General features: G+C 44.8%; 17 protein-coding genes. 8 read left to right on the forward strand and 9 right to left on the reverse strand.

The window, feature by feature from the left end; all coding sequences use genetic code 11:
* Nucleotides 1–51: 51 nt before the first annotated feature.
* The 5 genes from lpdA to ampD all read right to left on the reverse strand — a co-directional run bounded on the left by lpdA (nt 52) and on the right by ampD (nt 8,214).
* Nucleotides 52–1,482, reverse strand: a complete 1,431-nt coding sequence (gene lpdA / locus OCV56_RS13160) for a dihydrolipoyl dehydrogenase (protein WP_086711964.1) — start codon at nt 1,480–1,482, stop codon at nt 52–54.
* Between the two features lie 242 nt (nt 1,483–1,724).
* A complete protein-coding gene (gene aceF, locus OCV56_RS13165; RefSeq protein ID WP_086711965.1) occupies nt 1,725–3,617 on the reverse strand; it encodes a pyruvate dehydrogenase complex dihydrolipoyllysine-residue acetyltransferase in 1,893 nt (630 codons plus the stop codon).
* Between the two features lie 26 nt (nt 3,618–3,643).
* The gene (aceE, locus tag OCV56_RS13170) at nt 3,644–6,307 is read right to left on the reverse strand and encodes a pyruvate dehydrogenase (acetyl-transferring), homodimeric type (RefSeq protein WP_086711966.1); all 2,664 of its coding nucleotides are present in this window, start codon (nt 6,305–6,307) and stop codon (nt 3,644–3,646) included.
* A gap of 62 nt (nt 6,308–6,369) precedes the next feature.
* Nucleotides 6,370–7,131, reverse strand: coding sequence for a pyruvate dehydrogenase complex transcriptional repressor PdhR (gene pdhR / locus OCV56_RS13175; protein ID WP_029225519.1), 762 nt, complete (start codon nt 7,129–7,131; stop codon nt 6,370–6,372).
* A gap of 483 nt (nt 7,132–7,614) precedes the next feature.
* Nucleotides 7,615–8,214, reverse strand: coding sequence for a 1,6-anhydro-N-acetylmuramyl-L-alanine amidase AmpD (ampD, locus tag OCV56_RS13180; RefSeq protein WP_086711967.1), 600 nt, complete (start codon nt 8,212–8,214; stop codon nt 7,615–7,617).
* 83 nt (nt 8,215–8,297) lie between these two features.
* Between ampD and nadC the strand changes: the two genes are divergently transcribed.
* The 8 genes from nadC (at nt 8,298) to yacG (ending at nt 15,441) form a co-directional block, all read left to right on the forward strand.
* Complete coding sequence (gene nadC, locus OCV56_RS13185; RefSeq protein ID WP_086711968.1) at nt 8,298–9,188, forward strand: carboxylating nicotinate-nucleotide diphosphorylase; 891 nt, start codon at nt 8,298–8,300, stop codon at nt 9,186–9,188.
* A gap of 253 nt (nt 9,189–9,441) precedes the next feature.
* Nucleotides 9,442–9,909 carry a pilin gene (locus OCV56_RS13190; RefSeq protein ID WP_086711969.1) on the forward strand — a complete coding sequence of 156 codons (468 nt, stop codon included), beginning with the start codon at nt 9,442–9,444 and terminating at the stop codon, nt 9,907–9,909.
* Nucleotides 9,910–9,911: 2 nt separating this feature from the next.
* Nucleotides 9,912–11,597: a type IV-A pilus assembly ATPase PilB gene (gene pilB, locus OCV56_RS13195; protein ID WP_086712029.1), complete on the forward strand. Its 1,686-nt coding sequence runs from the start codon at nt 9,912–9,914 to the stop codon at nt 11,595–11,597.
* Nucleotides 11,598–11,612: 15 nt separating this feature from the next.
* Nucleotides 11,613–12,842 carry a type II secretion system F family protein gene (locus tag OCV56_RS13200; protein ID WP_086711970.1) on the forward strand — a complete coding sequence of 410 codons (1,230 nt, stop codon included), beginning with the start codon at nt 11,613–11,615 and terminating at the stop codon, nt 12,840–12,842.
* A 67-nt stretch (nt 12,843–12,909) separates the two neighbouring features.
* Nucleotides 12,910–13,779 carry a prepilin peptidase gene (locus OCV56_RS13205; RefSeq protein ID WP_086711971.1) on the forward strand — a complete coding sequence of 290 codons (870 nt, stop codon included), beginning with the start codon at nt 12,910–12,912 and terminating at the stop codon, nt 13,777–13,779.
* Between the two features lie 2 nt (nt 13,780–13,781).
* Nucleotides 13,782–14,396 carry a dephospho-CoA kinase gene (gene coaE, locus OCV56_RS13210; RefSeq protein WP_086711972.1) on the forward strand — a complete coding sequence of 205 codons (615 nt, stop codon included), beginning with the start codon at nt 13,782–13,784 and terminating at the stop codon, nt 14,394–14,396.
* A 26-nt stretch (nt 14,397–14,422) separates the two neighbouring features.
* Nucleotides 14,423–15,163, forward strand: coding sequence for a cell division protein ZapD (gene zapD / locus OCV56_RS13215; RefSeq protein ID WP_086711973.1), 741 nt, complete (start codon nt 14,423–14,425; stop codon nt 15,161–15,163).
* An 80-nt stretch (nt 15,164–15,243) separates the two neighbouring features.
* On the forward strand, nt 15,244–15,441 hold the full coding sequence (yacG, locus tag OCV56_RS13220; RefSeq protein ID WP_019823814.1) for a DNA gyrase inhibitor YacG: 198 nt from the start codon (nt 15,244–15,246) through the stop codon (nt 15,439–15,441).
* A 308-nt stretch (nt 15,442–15,749) separates the two neighbouring features.
* Here the strand turns inward: yacG and rplS are convergent, their stop codons facing one another.
* The 4 genes from rplS to rpsP are packed head-to-tail and all read right to left on the reverse strand — an operon-like array spanning nt 15,750 to nt 17,757.
* The gene (gene rplS / locus OCV56_RS13225) at nt 15,750–16,103 is read right to left on the reverse strand and encodes a 50S ribosomal protein L19 (RefSeq protein WP_004735514.1); all 354 of its coding nucleotides are present in this window, start codon (nt 16,101–16,103) and stop codon (nt 15,750–15,752) included.
* 59 nt (nt 16,104–16,162) lie between these two features.
* Nucleotides 16,163–16,903, reverse strand: a complete 741-nt coding sequence (gene trmD, locus OCV56_RS13230; RefSeq protein ID WP_086711974.1) for a tRNA (guanosine(37)-N1)-methyltransferase TrmD — start codon at nt 16,901–16,903, stop codon at nt 16,163–16,165.
* Between the two features lie 26 nt (nt 16,904–16,929).
* Nucleotides 16,930–17,484: a ribosome maturation factor RimM gene (rimM, locus tag OCV56_RS13235; protein ID WP_048615624.1), complete on the reverse strand. Its 555-nt coding sequence runs from the start codon at nt 17,482–17,484 to the stop codon at nt 16,930–16,932.
* Between the two features lie 24 nt (nt 17,485–17,508).
* Nucleotides 17,509–17,757 (reverse strand): 30S ribosomal protein S16, encoded by a 249-nt coding sequence (rpsP, locus tag OCV56_RS13240; RefSeq protein ID WP_004410028.1) that lies wholly within the window; start codon nt 17,755–17,757, stop codon nt 17,509–17,511.
* Nucleotides 17,758–17,845: the final 88 nt, after the last annotated feature.

The following is a 17,845-nucleotide window of genomic DNA, read 5'->3' on the forward strand; positions in this document are numbered from 1 at the left end:
CGCTGACGAATCAGCGGCTTTTAAAAACATTAGCGAGTGGCTAAAGGAGAGTTACTTCTTCTTTTTCACTGCTTTCTTGTTTGGAAGGTCAGTAATTGAACCTTCGAATACTTCCGCAGCTAGACCAACAGACTCGTGTAGAGTTGGGTGAGCGTGGATAGTAAGAGCGATATCTTCTGCGTCACAACCCATTTCGATTGCTAGGCCGATTTCACCAAGAAGTTCACCACCGTTAGTACCAACAACAGCACCACCGATTACGCGATGAGTCTCTTTATCGAAGATCATCTTAGTCATACCATCTGCACAGTCAGACGCGATTGCACGACCAGAAGCAGCCCAAGGGAAAGTAGCAACTTCGTAGTTGATGCCTTCAGCTTTCGCTTCTTTCTCAGTCTTACCTACCCAAGCAACTTCTGGCTCAGTGTACGCAATTGATGGGATTACTTTAGGGTCGAAGTAGTGCTTCTTACCAGAGATAACTTCAGCAGCTACGTGACCTTCATGCACACCTTTGTGAGCAAGCATTGGTTGACCAACAACGTCACCGATCGCGTGGATGTGAGGAACGTTTGTACGCATTTGCTTATCAACATTGATGAAGCCACGCTCATCAACTTCGATACCTGCTTTTTCAGCGTCGATAAGTGCACCGTTTGGAACACGGCCGATAGCAACAAGAACGGCATCGTAACGCTCAGCTTCAGCTGGCGCTTTCTTGCCTTCCATTGAAACGTAGATACCGTCTTCTTTCGCTTCAACTGCTGTTACTTTAGTTTCAAGCATTAGCTTGAACTTGTTCTTAATACGCTTAGTGAAGACTTTAACGATGTCTTTATCCGCCGCAGGGATAACTTGGTCGAACATCTCAACAACTTCAACTTTAGAGCCTAGAGAGTGGTAAACCGTACCCATTTCAAGACCGATGATACCACCGCCCATGATAAGCAGTTTCTCAGGAACTTCTTTCAGCTCTAGTGCATCCGTAGAGTCCCAGATACGTGGGTCTTCATGTGGGATGAAAGGAAGTTTGATTGGGCGAGAACCTGCAGCAATGATTGCGTTGTCGAAGTTAACAGTTGTTGCTTCGCCTTCGCCTTCAACAAGAATGCTGTTAGGACCAGTGAACTTACCGAAACCGTTAACAACAGTCACGTTACGCATCTTAGCCATACCGCCAAGACCGCCAGTTAGTTGATCAACTACTTTTTCTTTCCAGATACGGATCTTGTTGATGTCCGTTTGTGGCTCGCCGAATACAACGCCGTGCTCTGCCATCGCTTTCGCTTCTTCGATTACTTTAGAAACGTGAAGAAGTGCTTTTGATGGAATACAACCAACGTTTAGACATACACCACCAAGAGTGCTGTAACGTTCAACTAGTACTGTTTCTAGACCTAAATCCGCACAACGGAATGCAGCTGAGTAACCAGCAGGACCTGAACCAAGTACAACAACTTGGGCTTTAATTTCTTTGCTCATTGTGACCTCTTGTAGTCATTATCCCTAACAGGCTGAGTAGATATTCTTAAAATTATTGGGCTTTCAAACAGGAAACATTTTACAGAGATGTTAACAGTGTGAAAGTAGCTTTAAGTTAGCCTGTGAGCTAGACAACAATTCCCTATCAGATTATGAGAAATGCAGGAAACTGTTCTCTAAAAATAGTCTTTATATAAAGAATTAAGGTGACCCGAAAGTCACCTTAATAATTACTTTCTCAATTACAGTACTAGACGACGAATGTCAGATAGTGCGCTGTTTAGGAAAGTAATGAAGCGTGCACCTTCAGCACCATCGATCACACGGTGGTCGTATGATAGAGATAGAGGAAGCTGTAGACGTGGTTGGAACTCTTTACCATTCCAAACTGGCTTAATTTCAGACTTAGATACACCTAGGATACCTACTTCTGGAGCATTTACGATTGGAGTAAATGCAGTACCGCCAATACCACCAAGGCTAGAGATTGTGAAACAACCGCCTTGCATGTCTGCCGCTGTTAGCTTACCAGAACGTGCTTTCTTAGAAACAGCCATTAGCTCTTCAGATAGCTCGTAAATGCCTTTCTTGTTCACGTCTTTGAATACAGGAACAACTAGACCGTTTGGTGTATCAACAGCGATACCCACGTTTACGTACTTCTTAAGAATGATGCTTTCGCCATCTTCAGAAAGAGAAGAGTTAAACGCTGGGAATGCTTCTAGCGCTTTAGCAACAGCTTTCATGATGAACACAAGTGGAGTGATCTTCATGCCTGTGTCTTTCTTCGCTTCGATTGCGTTCTGTTCTTTACGGAATGCTTCTAGCTCAGTGATGTCAGCGTTATCCCACTGTGTAACGTGAGGGATCATTACCCAGTTACGGTGTAGGTTTGCGCCAGAGATCTTCTTGATCTTAGAAAGCTTCTGAACTTCAGTTTCGCCGAACTTGCTGAAGTCAACTTTTGGCCATGGTAGTAGACCAAGAGCAGAACCGTCGCCGCCTTTGCCAGATGCTGCTGCACCAGACTCTAGGCGCTTAAGCGCATCTTTAACGTAAGACTGAACGTCTTCTTTAAGGATACGGCTCTTACGACCAGTACCTTTAACCTTAGAAAGGTTAACGCCAAACTCACGAGCAAGACGACGAACAACTGGAGAAGCGTGCGCGTAGTCACCGTTCTCTTGGAAGTCGCCAGCTGCTGCTGGAGCCGCTGCAGGTGCTTCTGCTTTAGGAGCAGGTGCCGCCGCTGGAGCTGCTGCTTGTGCAGGTGCTGCAACAGGAGCAGGCGCTGCGCCTTCAACTACGAAAGTCATGATTAGAGAGCCAGTTGACACTTTGTCGCCAGCTGCAATCTTGATTTCTTTTACTGTACCAGCGAATGGTGCAGGAACTTCCATTGAAGCTTTGTCGCCTTCAACAGTAATTAGAGATTGCTCTTCTTCTACTGTATCACCAACCGCTACCATGATTTCAGTAACTTCTACTTCGTCACCACCGATATCAGGAACGTTTACTTCTTTCTCAGCAGACGCTGCTGGAGCCGCTGCAACTGGTGCTGCCGCCGCAGGAGCCGGAGCTGCTACAGGTGCTGAACCAGCTACTTCGAATACCATTACTAGAGAACCAGTAGAAACTGAATCACCAGAAGCGATCTTGATTTCTTTAACGATACCAGCGAATGGTGCAGGAACTTCCATTGAAGCCTTGTCGCCTTCAACAGTAAGAAGAGATTGCTCTTCTTCTACTGAATCACCGATAGCAACCATGATTTCAGTTACTTCAACTTCATCACCGCCGATATCTGGTACGTGAACTTCTTTAAGCTCAGCTGCCGCTGCAGGAGCTGCAGCAACTGGTGCCGCCGCTTCAACTGCTGGCGCAGCCGGTGCTGCTACAGCACCCTCGGCTTCGAAAATCATGATTAGAGAACCAGTAGAAACTGAATCGCCTTCAGCTACTTTGATTTCTTTAACGATACCCGCTTGAGACGCTGGAACTTCCATTGAAGCTTTGTCGCCTTCAACAGTGATCAGTGACTGCTCTTCTTCAACCTTGTCGCCAACGTTTACAAGAATCTCAGTTACTTCAACCTCGTCAGCACCGATGTCTGGTACATTAATTTCGATTGTCATTGTATTTACCTACCTTAATGCCAGTCTTATGCGTATTGCGGGTTAGTTTTTTCAGTGTCGATATCGAACTTAGCAATTGCTTCAACAACTACTGATTTCTCGATGTCACCACGTTTAGCCAGTTCAGTTAGAGCTGCAACTACGATGTAGCCAGCATTAACTTCGAAGTGACGACGTAGGTTTGCACGGCTGTCTGAGCGGCCGAAACCATCTGTACCAAGTACTTTGTAAGACTCAGTTGGCATGTACGCACGTACTTGCTCAGCGTAGTTCTTCATGTAATCAGTCACTGCGATTGCAGGTTCTTTACCAAGAACAGTCGTGATGTACGGTACTTTCTCTTCAGCTTCTGGGTGAAGCATGTTGTCACGCTCTACCGCTTGGCCGTCACGAGTTAGTTCGTTGAACGATGTTACTGAGAATACGTCAGATGCTACGCCGTACTCTTCGCTTAGAATTTCAGCCGCTTTACGCGCTTCGTTCATGATAGTACCAGAGCTCATTAGTTGAACTTTGCCCTTAGCACCAGCGTGAGATTCAAGCTTGTAGATACCTTTACGGATGCCTTCTTCAGCGCCTTCTGGCATTGCTGGCATTGCGTAGTTCTCGTTCATTACTGTTAGGTAGTAGTAAACATTCTCTTGCTCAGGACCGTACATGCGACGGATACCGTCTTGCATGATTACTGCTAGCTCGTAAGCGAACGTTGGGTCGTAAGAGATACAGTTAGGGATAGTGTTCGCTTGAATGTGCGAGTGACCATCTTCGTGCTGTAGACCTTCACCGTTCAGTGTCGTACGACCAGCTGTAGCACCTAGTAGGAAGCCACGAGCTTGTTGGTCACCTGCTAGCCATGCCATGTCACCAATACGTTGGAAACCGAACATTGAGTAGTAGATGTAGAACGGGATCATTGGTAGGTCGTTCGTGCTGTATGAAGTTGCCGCTGCAACCCATGAAGCCATAGAACCTAGCTCGTTGATACCTTCTTGAAGTACTTGACCAGACGTTGCTTCTTTGTAGTAAGAAACGATGCCTTTATCTTCAGGTGTGTATTCTTGACCGTGTGGGTTGTAGATACCAACCTGACGGAATAGACCTTCCATACCGAATGTACGAGCTTCATCACAGATGATAGGAACGATGTTCTTACCAATGTTCTTATCTTTAAGAAGGATGTTTAGCGTACGTACATAAGCCATAGTTGTAGAGATATCACGCTTCTGTTCACCTAGTAGAGGTGCGAATGCGTCTAGCTCAGGAACTTTGAATTCTTGAGTGAATTTAGGCAGACGTGCAGGCGTGTAACCTTGTAGGGCTTTACGACGAGCATGTAGGTATTCGTACTCAGCAGAACCTTCTTCAAGAGTTAGGTAAGGAAGCTCAGACACTTTCTCATCAGAAAGTAGGTCTTGTAGACCTAGACGGTCACGTAGGTATTGTACGTGAGTCATGTCCATCTTCTTAACACCGTGAGCGATGTTCTTACCTTCTGCAGCTTCACCCATGCCGTAACCTTTAACTGTTTTAGCTAGGATTACTGTTGGTTTGCCACCTGTCTCTTTTGCATTGTTGAATGCAGCGAACAGTTTAGAAGAATCGTGACCACCACGCTTCAGTTCGAAGATTTGGTCGTCAGTCATGTCTGCAACTAGTGCAGCCGTTTCTGGGTACTTACCAAAGAAGTGCTCACGTACGTATGCGCCATCTTTAGATTTGAATGTCTGGTAGTCACCATCGATAGTTTCGTTCATTAGTTGAAGAAGCTTACCAGTAGTGTCTTTAGCTAGTAGAGAATCCCAGTTGCTACCCCAGATAACTTTAACAACGTTCCAACCTGCGCCTTTGAATAGGCCTTCAAGTTCTTGGATGATGCTACCGTTACCCATTACAGGGCCGTCTAGACGCTGTAGGTTACAGTTGATTAGGAAACATAGGTTGTCTAGCTTCTCACGCGCAGCGAAAGAGATAGCACCACGTGATTCTGGCTCATCCATCTCACCGTCGCCTAGGAACGCGTATACGCGTTGCGCTGAAGTATCTTTAAGGCCACGGCCTTCTAGGTACTTAAGGAAACGAGCTTGGTAGATCGCAGAGATCGGACCTAGACCCATAGATACTGTAGGGAACTGCCAGAACTCAGGCATCAGTTTAGGGTGCGGGTAAGAAGGGATACCTTTACCATCAACTTCTTGACGGAAGTTATCTAGCTGCTCTTCAGTTAGACGACCTTCAACGAATGCACGAGAGTAGATACCAGGAGAGATGTGACCTTGGTAGTAAACTAGATCGCCACCGTCAGTCTCGTTTGGAGCACGGAAGAAGTGGTTGAAACATACTTCGTAGAACGCTGCTGCTGACTGGTAAGAAGCCATGTGACCACCAAGGTCTAGGTCTTTCTTAGAAGCACGCAATACGATCATGATTGCGTTCCAGCGAATAATCGAACGAATACGACGCTCAAGAGTTACGTCACCAGGGTAAGCTGGCTCTTGTGCTGCTGGAATTGTGTTGATGTAGTTTGTGTTGATGCCTGTAGCCATATCAACACCATCTAAACGCGCTTTATCTAGAACTTGTTCTAGTAAAAACTGTGCACGTTCTACACCTTCTTCACGTACTACTGACTCAAGAGCTTCTAACCAATCTTGAGTTTCCAGAGCATCAACGTCATGCTTCATGTCAGACATGGCGATCTATCCTTTTTGTTAGTTGGATTCTACTAAACACGTAAAAAGCCGAAGTATTACGGCTATTTACCCTGTTGAATTCGACGTAAAGAACGTTCGCGACGCGACTCTTCTTTGGTCAAATCCAGCAATGTTTCTTCGATGTAAGCTAAATGAGAGTGTGACATTTCACGAGCCTGTTCTGGCTGTCCTGAAACGATCGCATCCACAATGTTAGCTCGATGTATACTCACTTTCTCCACAACGTCTTTACGACGATGCAACAGCTTTAAATTTTCTAAGACATTTTGTTCGAGTAACGGAGCCAAACTACGAACAATGTGCAATAACACCACATTGTGCGCTGCCTCTGTTAAAGCAATAAGAAAAGCCATCACCGCTGCAGATTCGGCTTCAATATCACCCTTATCTTGCGCGCCGCGAATTTTTTCTTGGCATGCTTGAATTCGAGCAAAGTCTTCATCAGTGCCACGCAATGCCGCGAAGTAAGCCGAAATCCCTTCCATCGCATGACGCGATTCCAACAAGTCTAGTTGGGTTTCAGAATGGGAGGACAACAAATTAAGCAAAGGATCTGAAAAGCTTTTCCAGATATTTTCACTAACAAACGTACCTCCACCCTGACGGCGAGTAAGCAAGCGTTTTGCTTCTAAACGTTGTATCGCTTCTCGGATTGAAGGACGAGACACATCGAACTGTTTCGCCAGTTCGCGCTCAGGCGGCAGCTGCTGCCCTGGAGCCAGTGTTCCTTCCACTATCAACCTTTCTAACTCTTGTTCGATAACATCGGAGAGTTTTGGCTGACGAATCCTTTGATAAGCCATAGTTTGTTGTTCTTCTTTTTCTTCGCTGACAATTGGTAATACCAATTTTAAGTTGGGCAGAAATTAACATAATTAAAACGCCACTGTCCAGTGCAAAATTGACCTGCATCATAGAACACAGCGTGAATTAACCATGATTTAACAAATGAAATTTAAAACAGCAACCAAATTGGTCTTACCATTTACAGGAGTAATACTTTTGGGGAGTATTCGTGCTAGAAAGTTTCAGGATAAAAATGAATTGTTTCAGAAAGATTAGTATCACTTGTTCAAAAATCAAACCAAGCGCACATTTAGGGTCGAATTTCTGTTAATAAGTTTTAATAAATGAGTGTTTGATAAGCTCGTCACACTCTCTATTTATTGACGCTCTCCTCTTCACCACTTTCTTTACATCGCAACAACAAAAATTCACAAGTCATTATGCTAGGCGTTGATTATTCAACGCCCTACGACGGCAAGGCACTTTTCAAAAAGTAAGGCTTAAGCTTTGAGCTTTCCTTTAAATTTCGGCCAGTCGAAGACCAAACCAGGGTCTGTTTTACGTAGAGGTGCGATATATTGATGGCCAGTGATACGCTCGGTGGTGATTTGAGGGAAAGTCGATACGATCGTTTCTGTTAATTGGGCAAGCGCTTGATACTGCAGCTCGGTGTAAGCAACAAAATCACTGCCTTCCAGCTCAATACCAATAGAGTAATCATTGCACCTTTCGCGCCCAGCAAAGCTCGACTGGCCCGCATGCCAAGCTCGGTCTAAGAAAGAAACAAACTGCACCACTTCCCCATCGCGACGAATCAAGCAATGCGCCGAGACACCCATTTGGTGAATCACCTTAAAAAATGGATGTTCTGTAGGATCAAGTTTGCCCGTAAAAAACTGTTCTATGTAAGGCCCACCAAACTGACCCGGAGGTAAGCTAATGTTGTGAACCACCAGCAGAGAAACATCATCGACACTAGGTCTAGCATCAAAATACGGGGAAGGAACATGCCGAGCATTGTCATACCATCCGTTGGAGCTGATCGTCATCTTAGTCTCACTTTCTTTTCTGCTAGCACAATAAGATGTGACCTTGCCCATAGAGCAGTCGCGCTAGCCTCTTTAATTTGAAGTTAAGCAAGAGTATCATTCCATTCCCACTCCCTTTCAAGATTAGATTTGCGATGAAAAACACACATAACAGCCACCAACGCCTTGACTACTTAAAAGAGCAACTGCCTCTAGAGATCACTCGTGCAGTCGCTGAGACCATCAAAGAAGATCTAGGCGGAACATTAGATCCAGCGGCTGATATTACGGCAAGTCTAATCCCTGCAGACGCAATCAACAGCGCAACCATCATTACCCGCGAGCACGGCGTGTTCTGTGGTAAAGCGTGGGCTGATGAAGTGTTTAAGCAATTGGGCGGTGAAGTGGCTATCGAGTGGAACGTAGAAGATGGCGATAAGGTTGAACCAAACCAAACGCTTTGTACCCTAACTGGCCCAGCACGCGCACTATTAACCGGTGAGCGTAATGCAATGAACTTCATTCAAACGCTATCTGGCTGTGCGACTACTACTGCTATCTACGCAGACAAAATCAAACATACTGAATGCCGCCTGCTAGATACTCGCAAAACAATTCCTGGCCTACGTAGCGCACTGAAATACGCGGTCGCTTGTGGTGGCGGTTTCAACCACCGTATCGGCGTTTTCGATGCCTACCTAATCAAAGAAAACCACATCATCGCTTGTGGTGGTATTGAGAAAGCTATCTCTACAGCAAAAGAGTTGAATCCAGGTAAGCCAGTGGAAGTAGAAACGGAAAGCCTAGAAGAACTAGAGCAAGCGATCAGCGCGGGCGCAGACATTATCATGCTAGACAATTTCACCACAGACATGATGCGTGAAGCCGTTAAAGTCAACGCAGGACGAGCAGCACTAGAAAACTCTGGTAACGTAACTCTAGGTACGATTGCAGAGTTCGCTGAAACAGGCGTTGATTACATCTCTGTAGGCGCGTTAACTAAGCATCTAAAAGCAATGGATTTATCAATGAGATTCAAATCGTAATTGACTGAATAATAAATAATTTCTGTAAAGGCACTGTTGATGACAGTGCCTTTTTTATTGCCTTAATTATCAGTATTTCAAACCGTTATTTAAGTTGATCGCATAAATTTGCGCGCTATATGAAACACCACACTAATAAATACAAAACCACTCGCGACCACACCTGAACACCATTCCACTTCTACATTTCGACTTCTATTCTTTCCATCAACCAGTGCTTGCGCTGAAACAAACTAAAGAATGGAATTAGACAATGAATAACAAAAGAAAAAATCAGAAAGGTTTCACCTTAATTGAATTGATGATCGTGGTGGCGATTATAGGAATCTTGTCTGCGTTTGCTGTGCCGGCTTATCAAGATTATACGAAAAAAGCGACTCTATCAGAATTTCCAAAAGCAGCCGCTGCTGTAAAGATGGCAGTTGAACTGTGTGCTCACGAAAATGCATCTGATGCAGCATCATTTAAAACTAGCTGCATTTCAGACAACAACGGTGTTCCCGACGTGCTAACACTAAATAAGATGGAAATTAAAGCTATTGGCGGGAGCGCATCTGGAGCCGTAGATGTTCGTGTTAAGGCGTCAGCAGCTAAAGGGCCAATTAAAACTGGTGAAACCTATGTTATGACTGCAACTTATGCAGCTGAAGGTATCACTTGGGAAGCCAAATGTTACTCTGACGCAGGCCTCACTACAGCACAAGATACTTATTGCCCGTAATGCTGCTAACCAACCTACCAACCGTTCTACGTCAGGCTGGCTTACTTAGCCTGACTCAAGAACAAGCCGTGGCGGAACATGTACAAGCTTTGGGTGTTTCGACACCCGAAGCTTTACTCGTTCTAGATTTCTTCACCGGCGACTCTTTAGCAAACAACATACAAACTATTTTCGGGTTACCGTTAGTAAAACTAACCAATACTGACTACGAAGCCTTGTGTGATCAATTAGGGCTTCGTGAACTGATTACCAAGTATCGTGCTATCCCTATATCAGTCTCTAATTCTACTCTCACACTGGCCTCAGCCGACCCGACCGATTTACAAGCGGAAGATGACTTTCGATTTGCGACGGGATTACAGATCGAACTCGTTGTCGCCAATTATTCTGAGTTAGAAGGCGCTATACGCAAACTGTATGGCCGCTCCATTTCTGGGCAAGACTCCAAGCGTAAAGAGATCACCCAAGATGAACTCGCCAATCTCGTTGAAGTCTCTGACGATGAGATGACTTCAATTGAAGATCTCAGCCAAGACGACTCTCCAGTTAGCCGATTTATCAATCAAATACTGGTTGATGCGGTGCGTAAGGGTGCATCAGATATTCATTTTGAACCTTACGAAGAGCACTATCGCGTGCGCCTGCGTTGCGATGGCATCCTTGTCGAGATTCAGCAACCCGCCTCTCATTTAAGTCGCCGGTTATCTGCTCGCTTGAAGATTCTCGCCAAGCTTGATATTGCGGAACGTCGCTTACCCCAAGATGGACGCATTAAGCTCCGTTTGAATGATGAACTCGCGATTGATATGCGCGTATCAACGCTACCGACTTTGTGGGGGGAAAAGATCGTACTGAGGCTGCTCGATAGCAGTGCGGCCAATCTCGATATCGACAAGCTTGGTTACAGCGACGATCAAAAAGCTCTCTACCTTAATGCCCTTAAACGCCCACAAGGTATGATCTTGATGACAGGGCCAACCGGCAGCGGAAAAACCGTCTCCCTATACACAGGCCTTCGAGTACTGAATACCACTGAACGCAATATTTCTACAGCTGAAGACCCAGTGGAGATTAACCTGTGTGGTATCAATCAAGTACAGGTCACACCAAAGATCGGTTTCGGATTCGCTGAAGCACTGCGCTCGTTTTTACGACAAGATCCCGATGTGGTAATGGTGGGTGAGATTCGTGATTTAGAAACCGCAGAGATCGCCATCAAAGCATCGCAAACCGGTCACTTGGTGCTTTCGACTCTTCATACTAACTCTGCAGCGGAAACCGTCACTCGGCTCGCCCACATGGGTATTGAACCATTTAACTTAGCGTCCTCATTAAGCTTAATTATCGCTCAGCGACTGGCAAGACGCTTGTGCAACCATTGCAAAAAAAATGACGACTCTCCGGACATCTTTCTGCGCCACTCTATCCCTAACAGCCAAACCATCTATAAAGCCACCCCTCAAGGGTGTAATGAGTGTAATCAAGGCTATTCAGGTCGAGTGGGTATCTATGAAGTGATGCCTTTTACCGACAAACTCAAAAACAGCCTTATCAATAAACCCAATGCGCTAGCAATTGAAGACCTTGCGCGTCGAGAAGGCATGCGAACACTGCAAGAGTCAGGTCTGGATAAATTGCTTGAAGGCACCACCAGCTATCAAGAACTGCAACGTGTTCTGTACATATAACCCAATGGAGCATCAATGAGTAGCAAGTCCAAACAATCACAATTAAAAAGCTATCACTGGAAAGGTATTAACAGCTCAGGCAAGAAAGTGTCAGGACAAACCTTAGCGCTTACCGAATTAGAAGTGCGAGAAAAGCTCAAAGAACAACATATTCAAATTAAGAAAATCAAAAAGAAAAGTATTTCAGCCGTCACTCGTTTAACACATCGCGTCAAAGCCAAAGACATCACAATTTTAACTCGGCAACTTGCGACTATGCTCGCCACCGGTGTCCCCATCGTACAAGCGATAAAGTTGGTATCAGACAATCACCGTAAAGCAGAAATGAAATCAATTTTATCGCACATCTGCAAAGGTGTAGAAGCCGGAACACCAATCTCAAAAGCGATGCGAACCGCAAGCCGCCACTTTGATGACCTCTACACCGACTTGGTCGCGACAGGTGAATTGTCCGGTAACCTTGCGCAAGTGTTTGAACGCTTAGCGACTTATCGAGAAAAGAGCGAGCAACTAAAATCTAAAGTCGTCAAAGCACTGATTTACCCCGCGATGGTGGTCACCGTTGCACTGACCGTTTCTTATTTAATGCTGACGATGGTCATTCCGGAGTTTGAGTCGATGTTTTCAGGCTTTGGTGCAGACTTACCTTGGTTTACTCAGCAAGTACTCTACCTTTCCCATTGGATGCAGGCTTACAGTTTTTATGCGGCTGTAAGCATCGGACTTCTTGTCCTGATTATTTACCAACTGTGCCAGCGCTCCCACTCGTTCAGACTGTCTGTCAGTCGGCTAGGATTGCGTTTCCCTGTTCTCGGTGGCGTATTAGCTAAAGCCTCAATAGCCAAATTCAGCCGAACCTTATCAACAAGCTTTAGTTCCGGTATTCCTATTTTAATGAGCCTAAAAACCACAGCCAAAACCTCAGGAAACCTGCATTATGAATCAGCAATCATTGAGGTTCACCGAGAAACCGCAGCAGGCATGCCAATGTATATCGCGATGCGCAATACCAATGCCTTCCCTGAAATGGTGTTGCAGATGGTGATGATTGGTGAAGAGTCGGGCAACCTTGATGATATGCTCAACAAAGTCGCTTCCATTTACGAGTTTGAAGTAGACAACACCGTCGACAATTTAGGCAAAATTTTAGAACCATTGATCATCGTATTTTTGGGTACGGTTGTTGGCGGGCTTGTGGTTGCGATGTACTTACCGATCTTTAATCTTATGAGTGTGTTAGGATAGCCAAAAGCAACTTAACACCCATGAGTAGCAAACTTCTGCTCATATAGATCAAGTGGTAAAGGACACTATGGAAGTATTTCACTACTATCCTTGGCTATTCCCCGTATTAGCTTTCATTTTTAGCCTTCTTATCGGCAGCTTCCTCAACGTAGTCATACACCGCTTACCGATTATGATGGAGCGAGAGTGGCAACAAGAGTGCTCGGAGTATTTCTCTCAATATAAAATCCCAGTACCTGAAGGGAAATTTAACCTAAGTATTCCACGTTCGACTTGCCCGAAATGTGAAACCCAATTAAGAATTATCGACAATATTCCAGTATTAAGCTGGTTGTTCTTAAAGGGCAAGTGTCACAGTTGTGCTAGTCCAATCAGTGCTCGCTACCCTTTGGTCGAGCTGCTTACCGCAATCCTTTGTACCGTAGTCGCGAGCCACTTTGGTTTCAGTTTCTACGCTATTGCACTGATCTTTTTCACTTTCGCATTGATTACGGCGACCTTTATCGATCTCGACACCATGCTGCTGCCTGATCAAATCACCTTACCTTTGGTTTGGTCTGGTATCGCTTTAGCACTGTTCAATGTCAGCCCAGTATCGCTGCAAGATTCTGTGGTTGGTGCAATGGTTGGCTACTTAGCTCTATGGTCTGTTTATTGGCTGTTCAAACTACTAACGGGCAAAGAAGGCATGGGTTACGGTGACTTTAAACTCTTAGCGGCACTTGGCGCGTGGCTTGGTTGGCAGCATCTACCAATGATCATCCTGTTATCTTCGCTTGTTGGCCTTGTATTTGGTTTGATTCAACTTCGCTTAAAACAACAAGGCATCGATAAAGCCTTTCCATTTGGTCCCTATCTCGCGATTGCTGGTTGGGTAAGCCTATTGTGGGGTAACGACATCATGGGTTGGTATTTCACTTCTGTATTAGGAATTTAACCATGGCAATCATTATTGGATTAAGTGGCGGTATCGCCAGTGGTAAAACGACCGTAGCTAACCTATTCAACGAACACTTTGGCATTGATATTGTCGATGCTGATATTGTGGCACGTGAAGTAGTCGCTCTAGGCAGTGACGGCTTAAAGCAGATTACAGAACACTTTGGTGAGTCTATCTTACTTGAAGATGGAACACTCAACCGAAGTAGGCTGCGTGAGCTGATCTTCTCAAACCCTAAAGAGAAGCAGTGGCTCAATGATCTTCTTCATCCCATGATCCGTGACAAAATTGACAGTGACCTGTCTAAAATCACATCCCCGTATGGTTTATTAGTCGCACCGTTATTGGTTGAAAACCAAATGCAAGGTATGGCCAATCGCGTATTAATCGTTGATGTGCCAGCAGAAGTACAAATAGAACGAACGATGAATCGTGATAATGTTTCTAGGGAACAAGTTGCATCAATTTTAAAGTCACAGGCTTCAAGAGAACAACGCTTAGCAGTTGCAGATGATGTGATTAAAAACCATACTAAAAACCAAGAACTTTTGCCTCAAATCACAGATTTACATCAAAAGTATCTGGCAATCAGTGCAGTAGATGGGTCAGAATAGAACAATGTTGAATGAAGGTTTGCTCGATGATCACCCACAAATTTGAACATCCTCTAAATGAGAAAACACGCATCTACTTAAGAGTCGAGTCACTCTTGAGGCAGTTACACTTGTCTTCTACATTTTCCGATGCTCAACAGTATCAACTCTTTTTCCGCTCCATCTTTGATCTGATTGAAATCTTCGAACAGATCCAACTCAAGAGCGAACTCGCAAAAGATATTGAGAAGCAACGTGTAACCTACAAAAGTTGGTTAGATGTTGAAGGTGTCGATCAGGAGATGCTGACATCATTGCTTACTGACATTGGTAATATCTACCGTGATCTGATGCAGGCAGAGCGTTTCGGACAATCACTGAAGGAAGACCGCTTTCTAAGTGCGATTCGCCAACGCTTCAATCTTCCAGGTGGTTCATGCTGCTTTGATTTACCCGCACTGCATTATTGGCTGCACCTTCCGCTCGATAAGAGAATGAGAGATGCTAAAGCTTGGATGGATAGCCTACAGCCTTTGTATGAAGCGCTAACACTATGGTTAAAGCTAACCAGAGAAACGGGTCACTTCAAAGAGCAAATAGCTCGTGCTGGCTTCTTTCAGAGCGATGCCGATGAAGCGAATATCCTTCGTCTTTCTATTCCAATGCAATACGGTGCCTACCCTATGATCTCAGGTCACAAAAACCGCTTTGCTGTTAAGTTCATGAGCTTTGAGACGGGGCAAGCCTGTACTCAAGATATCGAGTTTGAATTGGCGATCTGCACCTAATTAGTTTCCTTTTATAATTTGGCTTGAGTCCTCACTCGAGCCTAAACTCACTATTATTATCCCTCAAATTAAGAATCACTATGTCGAAGAAAATCACCATCGTTAAATGCCCTCAATGTAATACTGACGTTGAATGGGGTGAACAAAGCCCACACCGCCCGTTTTGCAGCAAGCAATGTCAGATGATTGATTTCGGTGAATGGGCAGACGAAGAGAACAGCATCGCTGGCGCACCAGATATGTCGGATAGCGATGGTTGGTCGGAAGATCAGTACTAAGATTCGAGATTCGAGATTCGAGATTCGAGATTCGAGATTCGAGATTCGAGATTCGGAAAAATGATTAAAGGGTTGGCGTTTGCGTCAATCCTTTTTTATTGCCGATAGTTTGGTGTTTGCCAAAAGAGATTCCCTACTCCTTCGTCAGTCTAGGGAATGACGGTTGCATTTAAGCCTACTTTCCAGTCGTCATCCGTAAGAGTGAGGAGCGAACGAGTTGGGGATCTTTTACTTTCAAAGCTCTAACTAGCAGGCACAAAAAAGCGGAGCCAAATGGCTCCGCTTTTATCGATAGAATGCAAAAAGAATTACTTCTTAGTAAGCTTCTCTTTAATACGAGCTGACTTACCAGAACGCTCACGTAGGTAGTACAACTTGGCACGACGTACTGCACCACGGCGTTTAACTTCGATGCTATCAACCATTGGAGAGTGAGTTTGGAACGCACGCTCTACGCCTTCACCGTTCGAGATCTTACGAACTGTGAATGCAGAGTGTAGACCACGGTTACGAATAGCGATTACAACGCCTTCGAAAGCCTGTAGACGCTCACGGTCACCTTCTTTTACCTTAACCTGAACTACAACAGTGTCACCTGGTGCGAATTTAGGAAGGTCTGATTTTAGTTGCTCTTCTTCAAGAGCCTTGATGATGTTGCTCATTTGTATAAATTCCTAGAATAAACTGATACTAAATTTAATAGGTTACTGCTTGCTTTTCGTTAAGAGCGTTGCTCTTTAATGAATTCAGCCAGTAATTGTTCCTGTTCGTCAGTCAGAGCTAGGTTTTCCAGGAGTTCTGGTCTTCTTAGCCAAGTTCGGCCCAACGATTGTTTTAATCGCCAGAGACGAATGTCCTTATGGTTTCCAGACTTGAGTACCGATGGCACATCTTTATCGTCTAGCACCTCAGGGCGCGTATAATGGGGACAATCTAGCAAACCATTTGCAAAAGAATCTTCTTCTGCTGAAGCGAAATCTCCAAGTACACCCGGAACAAACCGAGATACTGAATCAATCAGCGTCATGGCTGGCAGTTCGCCACCCGTCATCACAAAATCTCCAATCGACCATTCTTCGTCAACTTCAGATTGAATGATGCGCTCATCTACCCCTTCGTAGCGACCACAAATAAGAAGTAAATTCTCGTTTGTTGCCAGCTCTTCAACACCCTTTTGGTCGAGTTTACGACCTTGAGGTGAAAGATAGATCACTTTCGTCTTTCCCGGTGCTGCTTGCTTGGCTGTTTTGATAGCATCGCGCAAAGGCTGAACCATCATTAACATGCCAGGACCACCACCGTAAGGTCTATCATCAACAGTGCGATGTTTATCATGAGTGAAATCACGAGGATTCCATGTCTCAATAGATAAAAGACCTTTTTTAACCGCTTGACCTGTTACTCCAAAATCAGTAACAGAACGGAACATTTCAGGAAAAAGGCTAATAATGCCAACCCACATGTGTTCTCTCGCTCTGTAATTTGGAGTTAGAATCCAGGATCCCAGTCAACTTCGATCCGGCGAGCTTCGCGATCAACTTTCTTGATCACTTGCTCTTCAAGGTACGGTACTAACCGTTCCTTTTGGCCAAAAGCATCTTTAAGATTTGCTTTGATTACTAGAACATCGTTCGAGCCAGTTTCTAATAGGTCAGTGACCTTACCAAGGTCGTAACCTTTAGTAGTAAAAACTTGCATACCGAACAATTCGCGCCAGTAGAATTCATCTTCTGACAATTCAGGTAACGAAGCAGGGTCAATAGCAATTTCAAAGTTAGTCATCAGTTGCGCGTCTTCACGAACATCTAATCCCGCTAGCTTACATACATAACCTTGGCCATGACGTTTCCAGCTCTCAACTTTGTACTCAACCCACTTACCCTTTTGGTTTAAATACCAAGGGCTGTAATCAAATATGCTTTCAGCATTGTCTGTGTAGGAGAACACTTTAAGCCAGCCACGAATACCATAGGTAGACCCAAGTTTACCCATGACAATTCTATTATTTTGCTCGCTCATAGTTTCTTTACCCTTCATCGACATAAGCTATTTCTCTTTAAAAAAGAATTAAGCCGCTTTTTGAGCGTCTTTAACTAGCTTAGCTACACGATCAGATAGAGATGCGCCTTGACCAACCCAGTGGTTAACACGATCTAGGTCTAGACGTAGACCTTCTTCTTGACCTTGAGCTGTAGGGTTAAAGAAACCTACTTTCTCGATGAAACGGCCAGTTGCAGCGTTACGGCTATCCGCAACTACGATTTGATAAAATGGGCGCTTCTTTGCACCGTGACGTGCCAAACGAATGGTTACCATGTCGTCCTCTTTGCTTTCTTAATAAAATAATTAACCCCAAGTATAAGTAAATAGCTTGGGGTCTCGTGCCAAATTAAAGCCCCGGAAT

The sequence above is a fragment of the Vibrio gigantis genome, assembly GCF_024347515.1.
In the GTDB taxonomy this organism is placed as follows: Bacteria; Pseudomonadota; Gammaproteobacteria; order Enterobacterales; family Vibrionaceae; genus Vibrio; species Vibrio gigantis.

Bases quoted from the DNA above. Each gene is read 5' to 3' on its own strand.
- aceF (WP_086711965.1), bottom strand. From the start codon at position 3,617: ATGACAATCGAAATTAATGTACCAGACATCGGTGCTGACGAGGTTGAA.
- pdhR (WP_029225519.1), bottom strand. From the start codon at position 7,131: ATGGCTTATCAAAGGATTCGTCAGCCAAAACTCTCCGATGTTATCGAA.
- ampD (WP_086711967.1), bottom strand. From the start codon at position 8,214: ATGGGCAAGGTCACATCTTATTGTGCTAGCAGAAAAGAAAGTGAGACT.
- rimM (WP_048615624.1), bottom strand. From the start codon at position 17,484: ATGTCGATGAAGGGTAAAGAAACTATGAGCGAGCAAAATAATAGAATT.
- OCV56_RS13200 (WP_086711970.1), top strand. From the start codon at position 11,613: ATGAGTAGCAAGTCCAAACAATCACAATTAAAAAGCTATCACTGGAAA.
- nadC (WP_086711968.1), top strand. From the start codon at position 8,298: ATGAAAAACACACATAACAGCCACCAACGCCTTGACTACTTAAAAGAG.
- coaE (WP_086711972.1), top strand. From the start codon at position 13,782: ATGGCAATCATTATTGGATTAAGTGGCGGTATCGCCAGTGGTAAAACG.
- lpdA (WP_086711964.1), bottom strand. From the start codon at position 1,482: ATGAGCAAAGAAATTAAAGCCCAAGTTGTTGTACTTGGTTCAGGTCCT.
- yacG (WP_019823814.1), top strand. From the start codon at position 15,244: ATGTCGAAGAAAATCACCATCGTTAAATGCCCTCAATGTAATACTGAC.
- OCV56_RS13205 (WP_086711971.1), top strand. From the start codon at position 12,910: ATGGAAGTATTTCACTACTATCCTTGGCTATTCCCCGTATTAGCTTTC.
- aceE (WP_086711966.1), bottom strand. From the start codon at position 6,307: ATGTCTGACATGAAGCATGACGTTGATGCTCTGGAAACTCAAGATTGG.
- trmD (WP_086711974.1), bottom strand. From the start codon at position 16,903: ATGTGGGTTGGCATTATTAGCCTTTTTCCTGAAATGTTCCGTTCTGTT.
- zapD (WP_086711973.1), top strand. From the start codon at position 14,423: ATGATCACCCACAAATTTGAACATCCTCTAAATGAGAAAACACGCATC.
- rplS (WP_004735514.1), bottom strand. From the start codon at position 16,103: ATGAGCAACATCATCAAGGCTCTTGAAGAAGAGCAACTAAAATCAGAC.
- rpsP (WP_004410028.1), bottom strand. From the start codon at position 17,757: ATGGTAACCATTCGTTTGGCACGTCACGGTGCAAAGAAGCGCCCATTT.
- OCV56_RS13190 (WP_086711969.1), top strand. From the start codon at position 9,442: ATGAATAACAAAAGAAAAAATCAGAAAGGTTTCACCTTAATTGAATTG.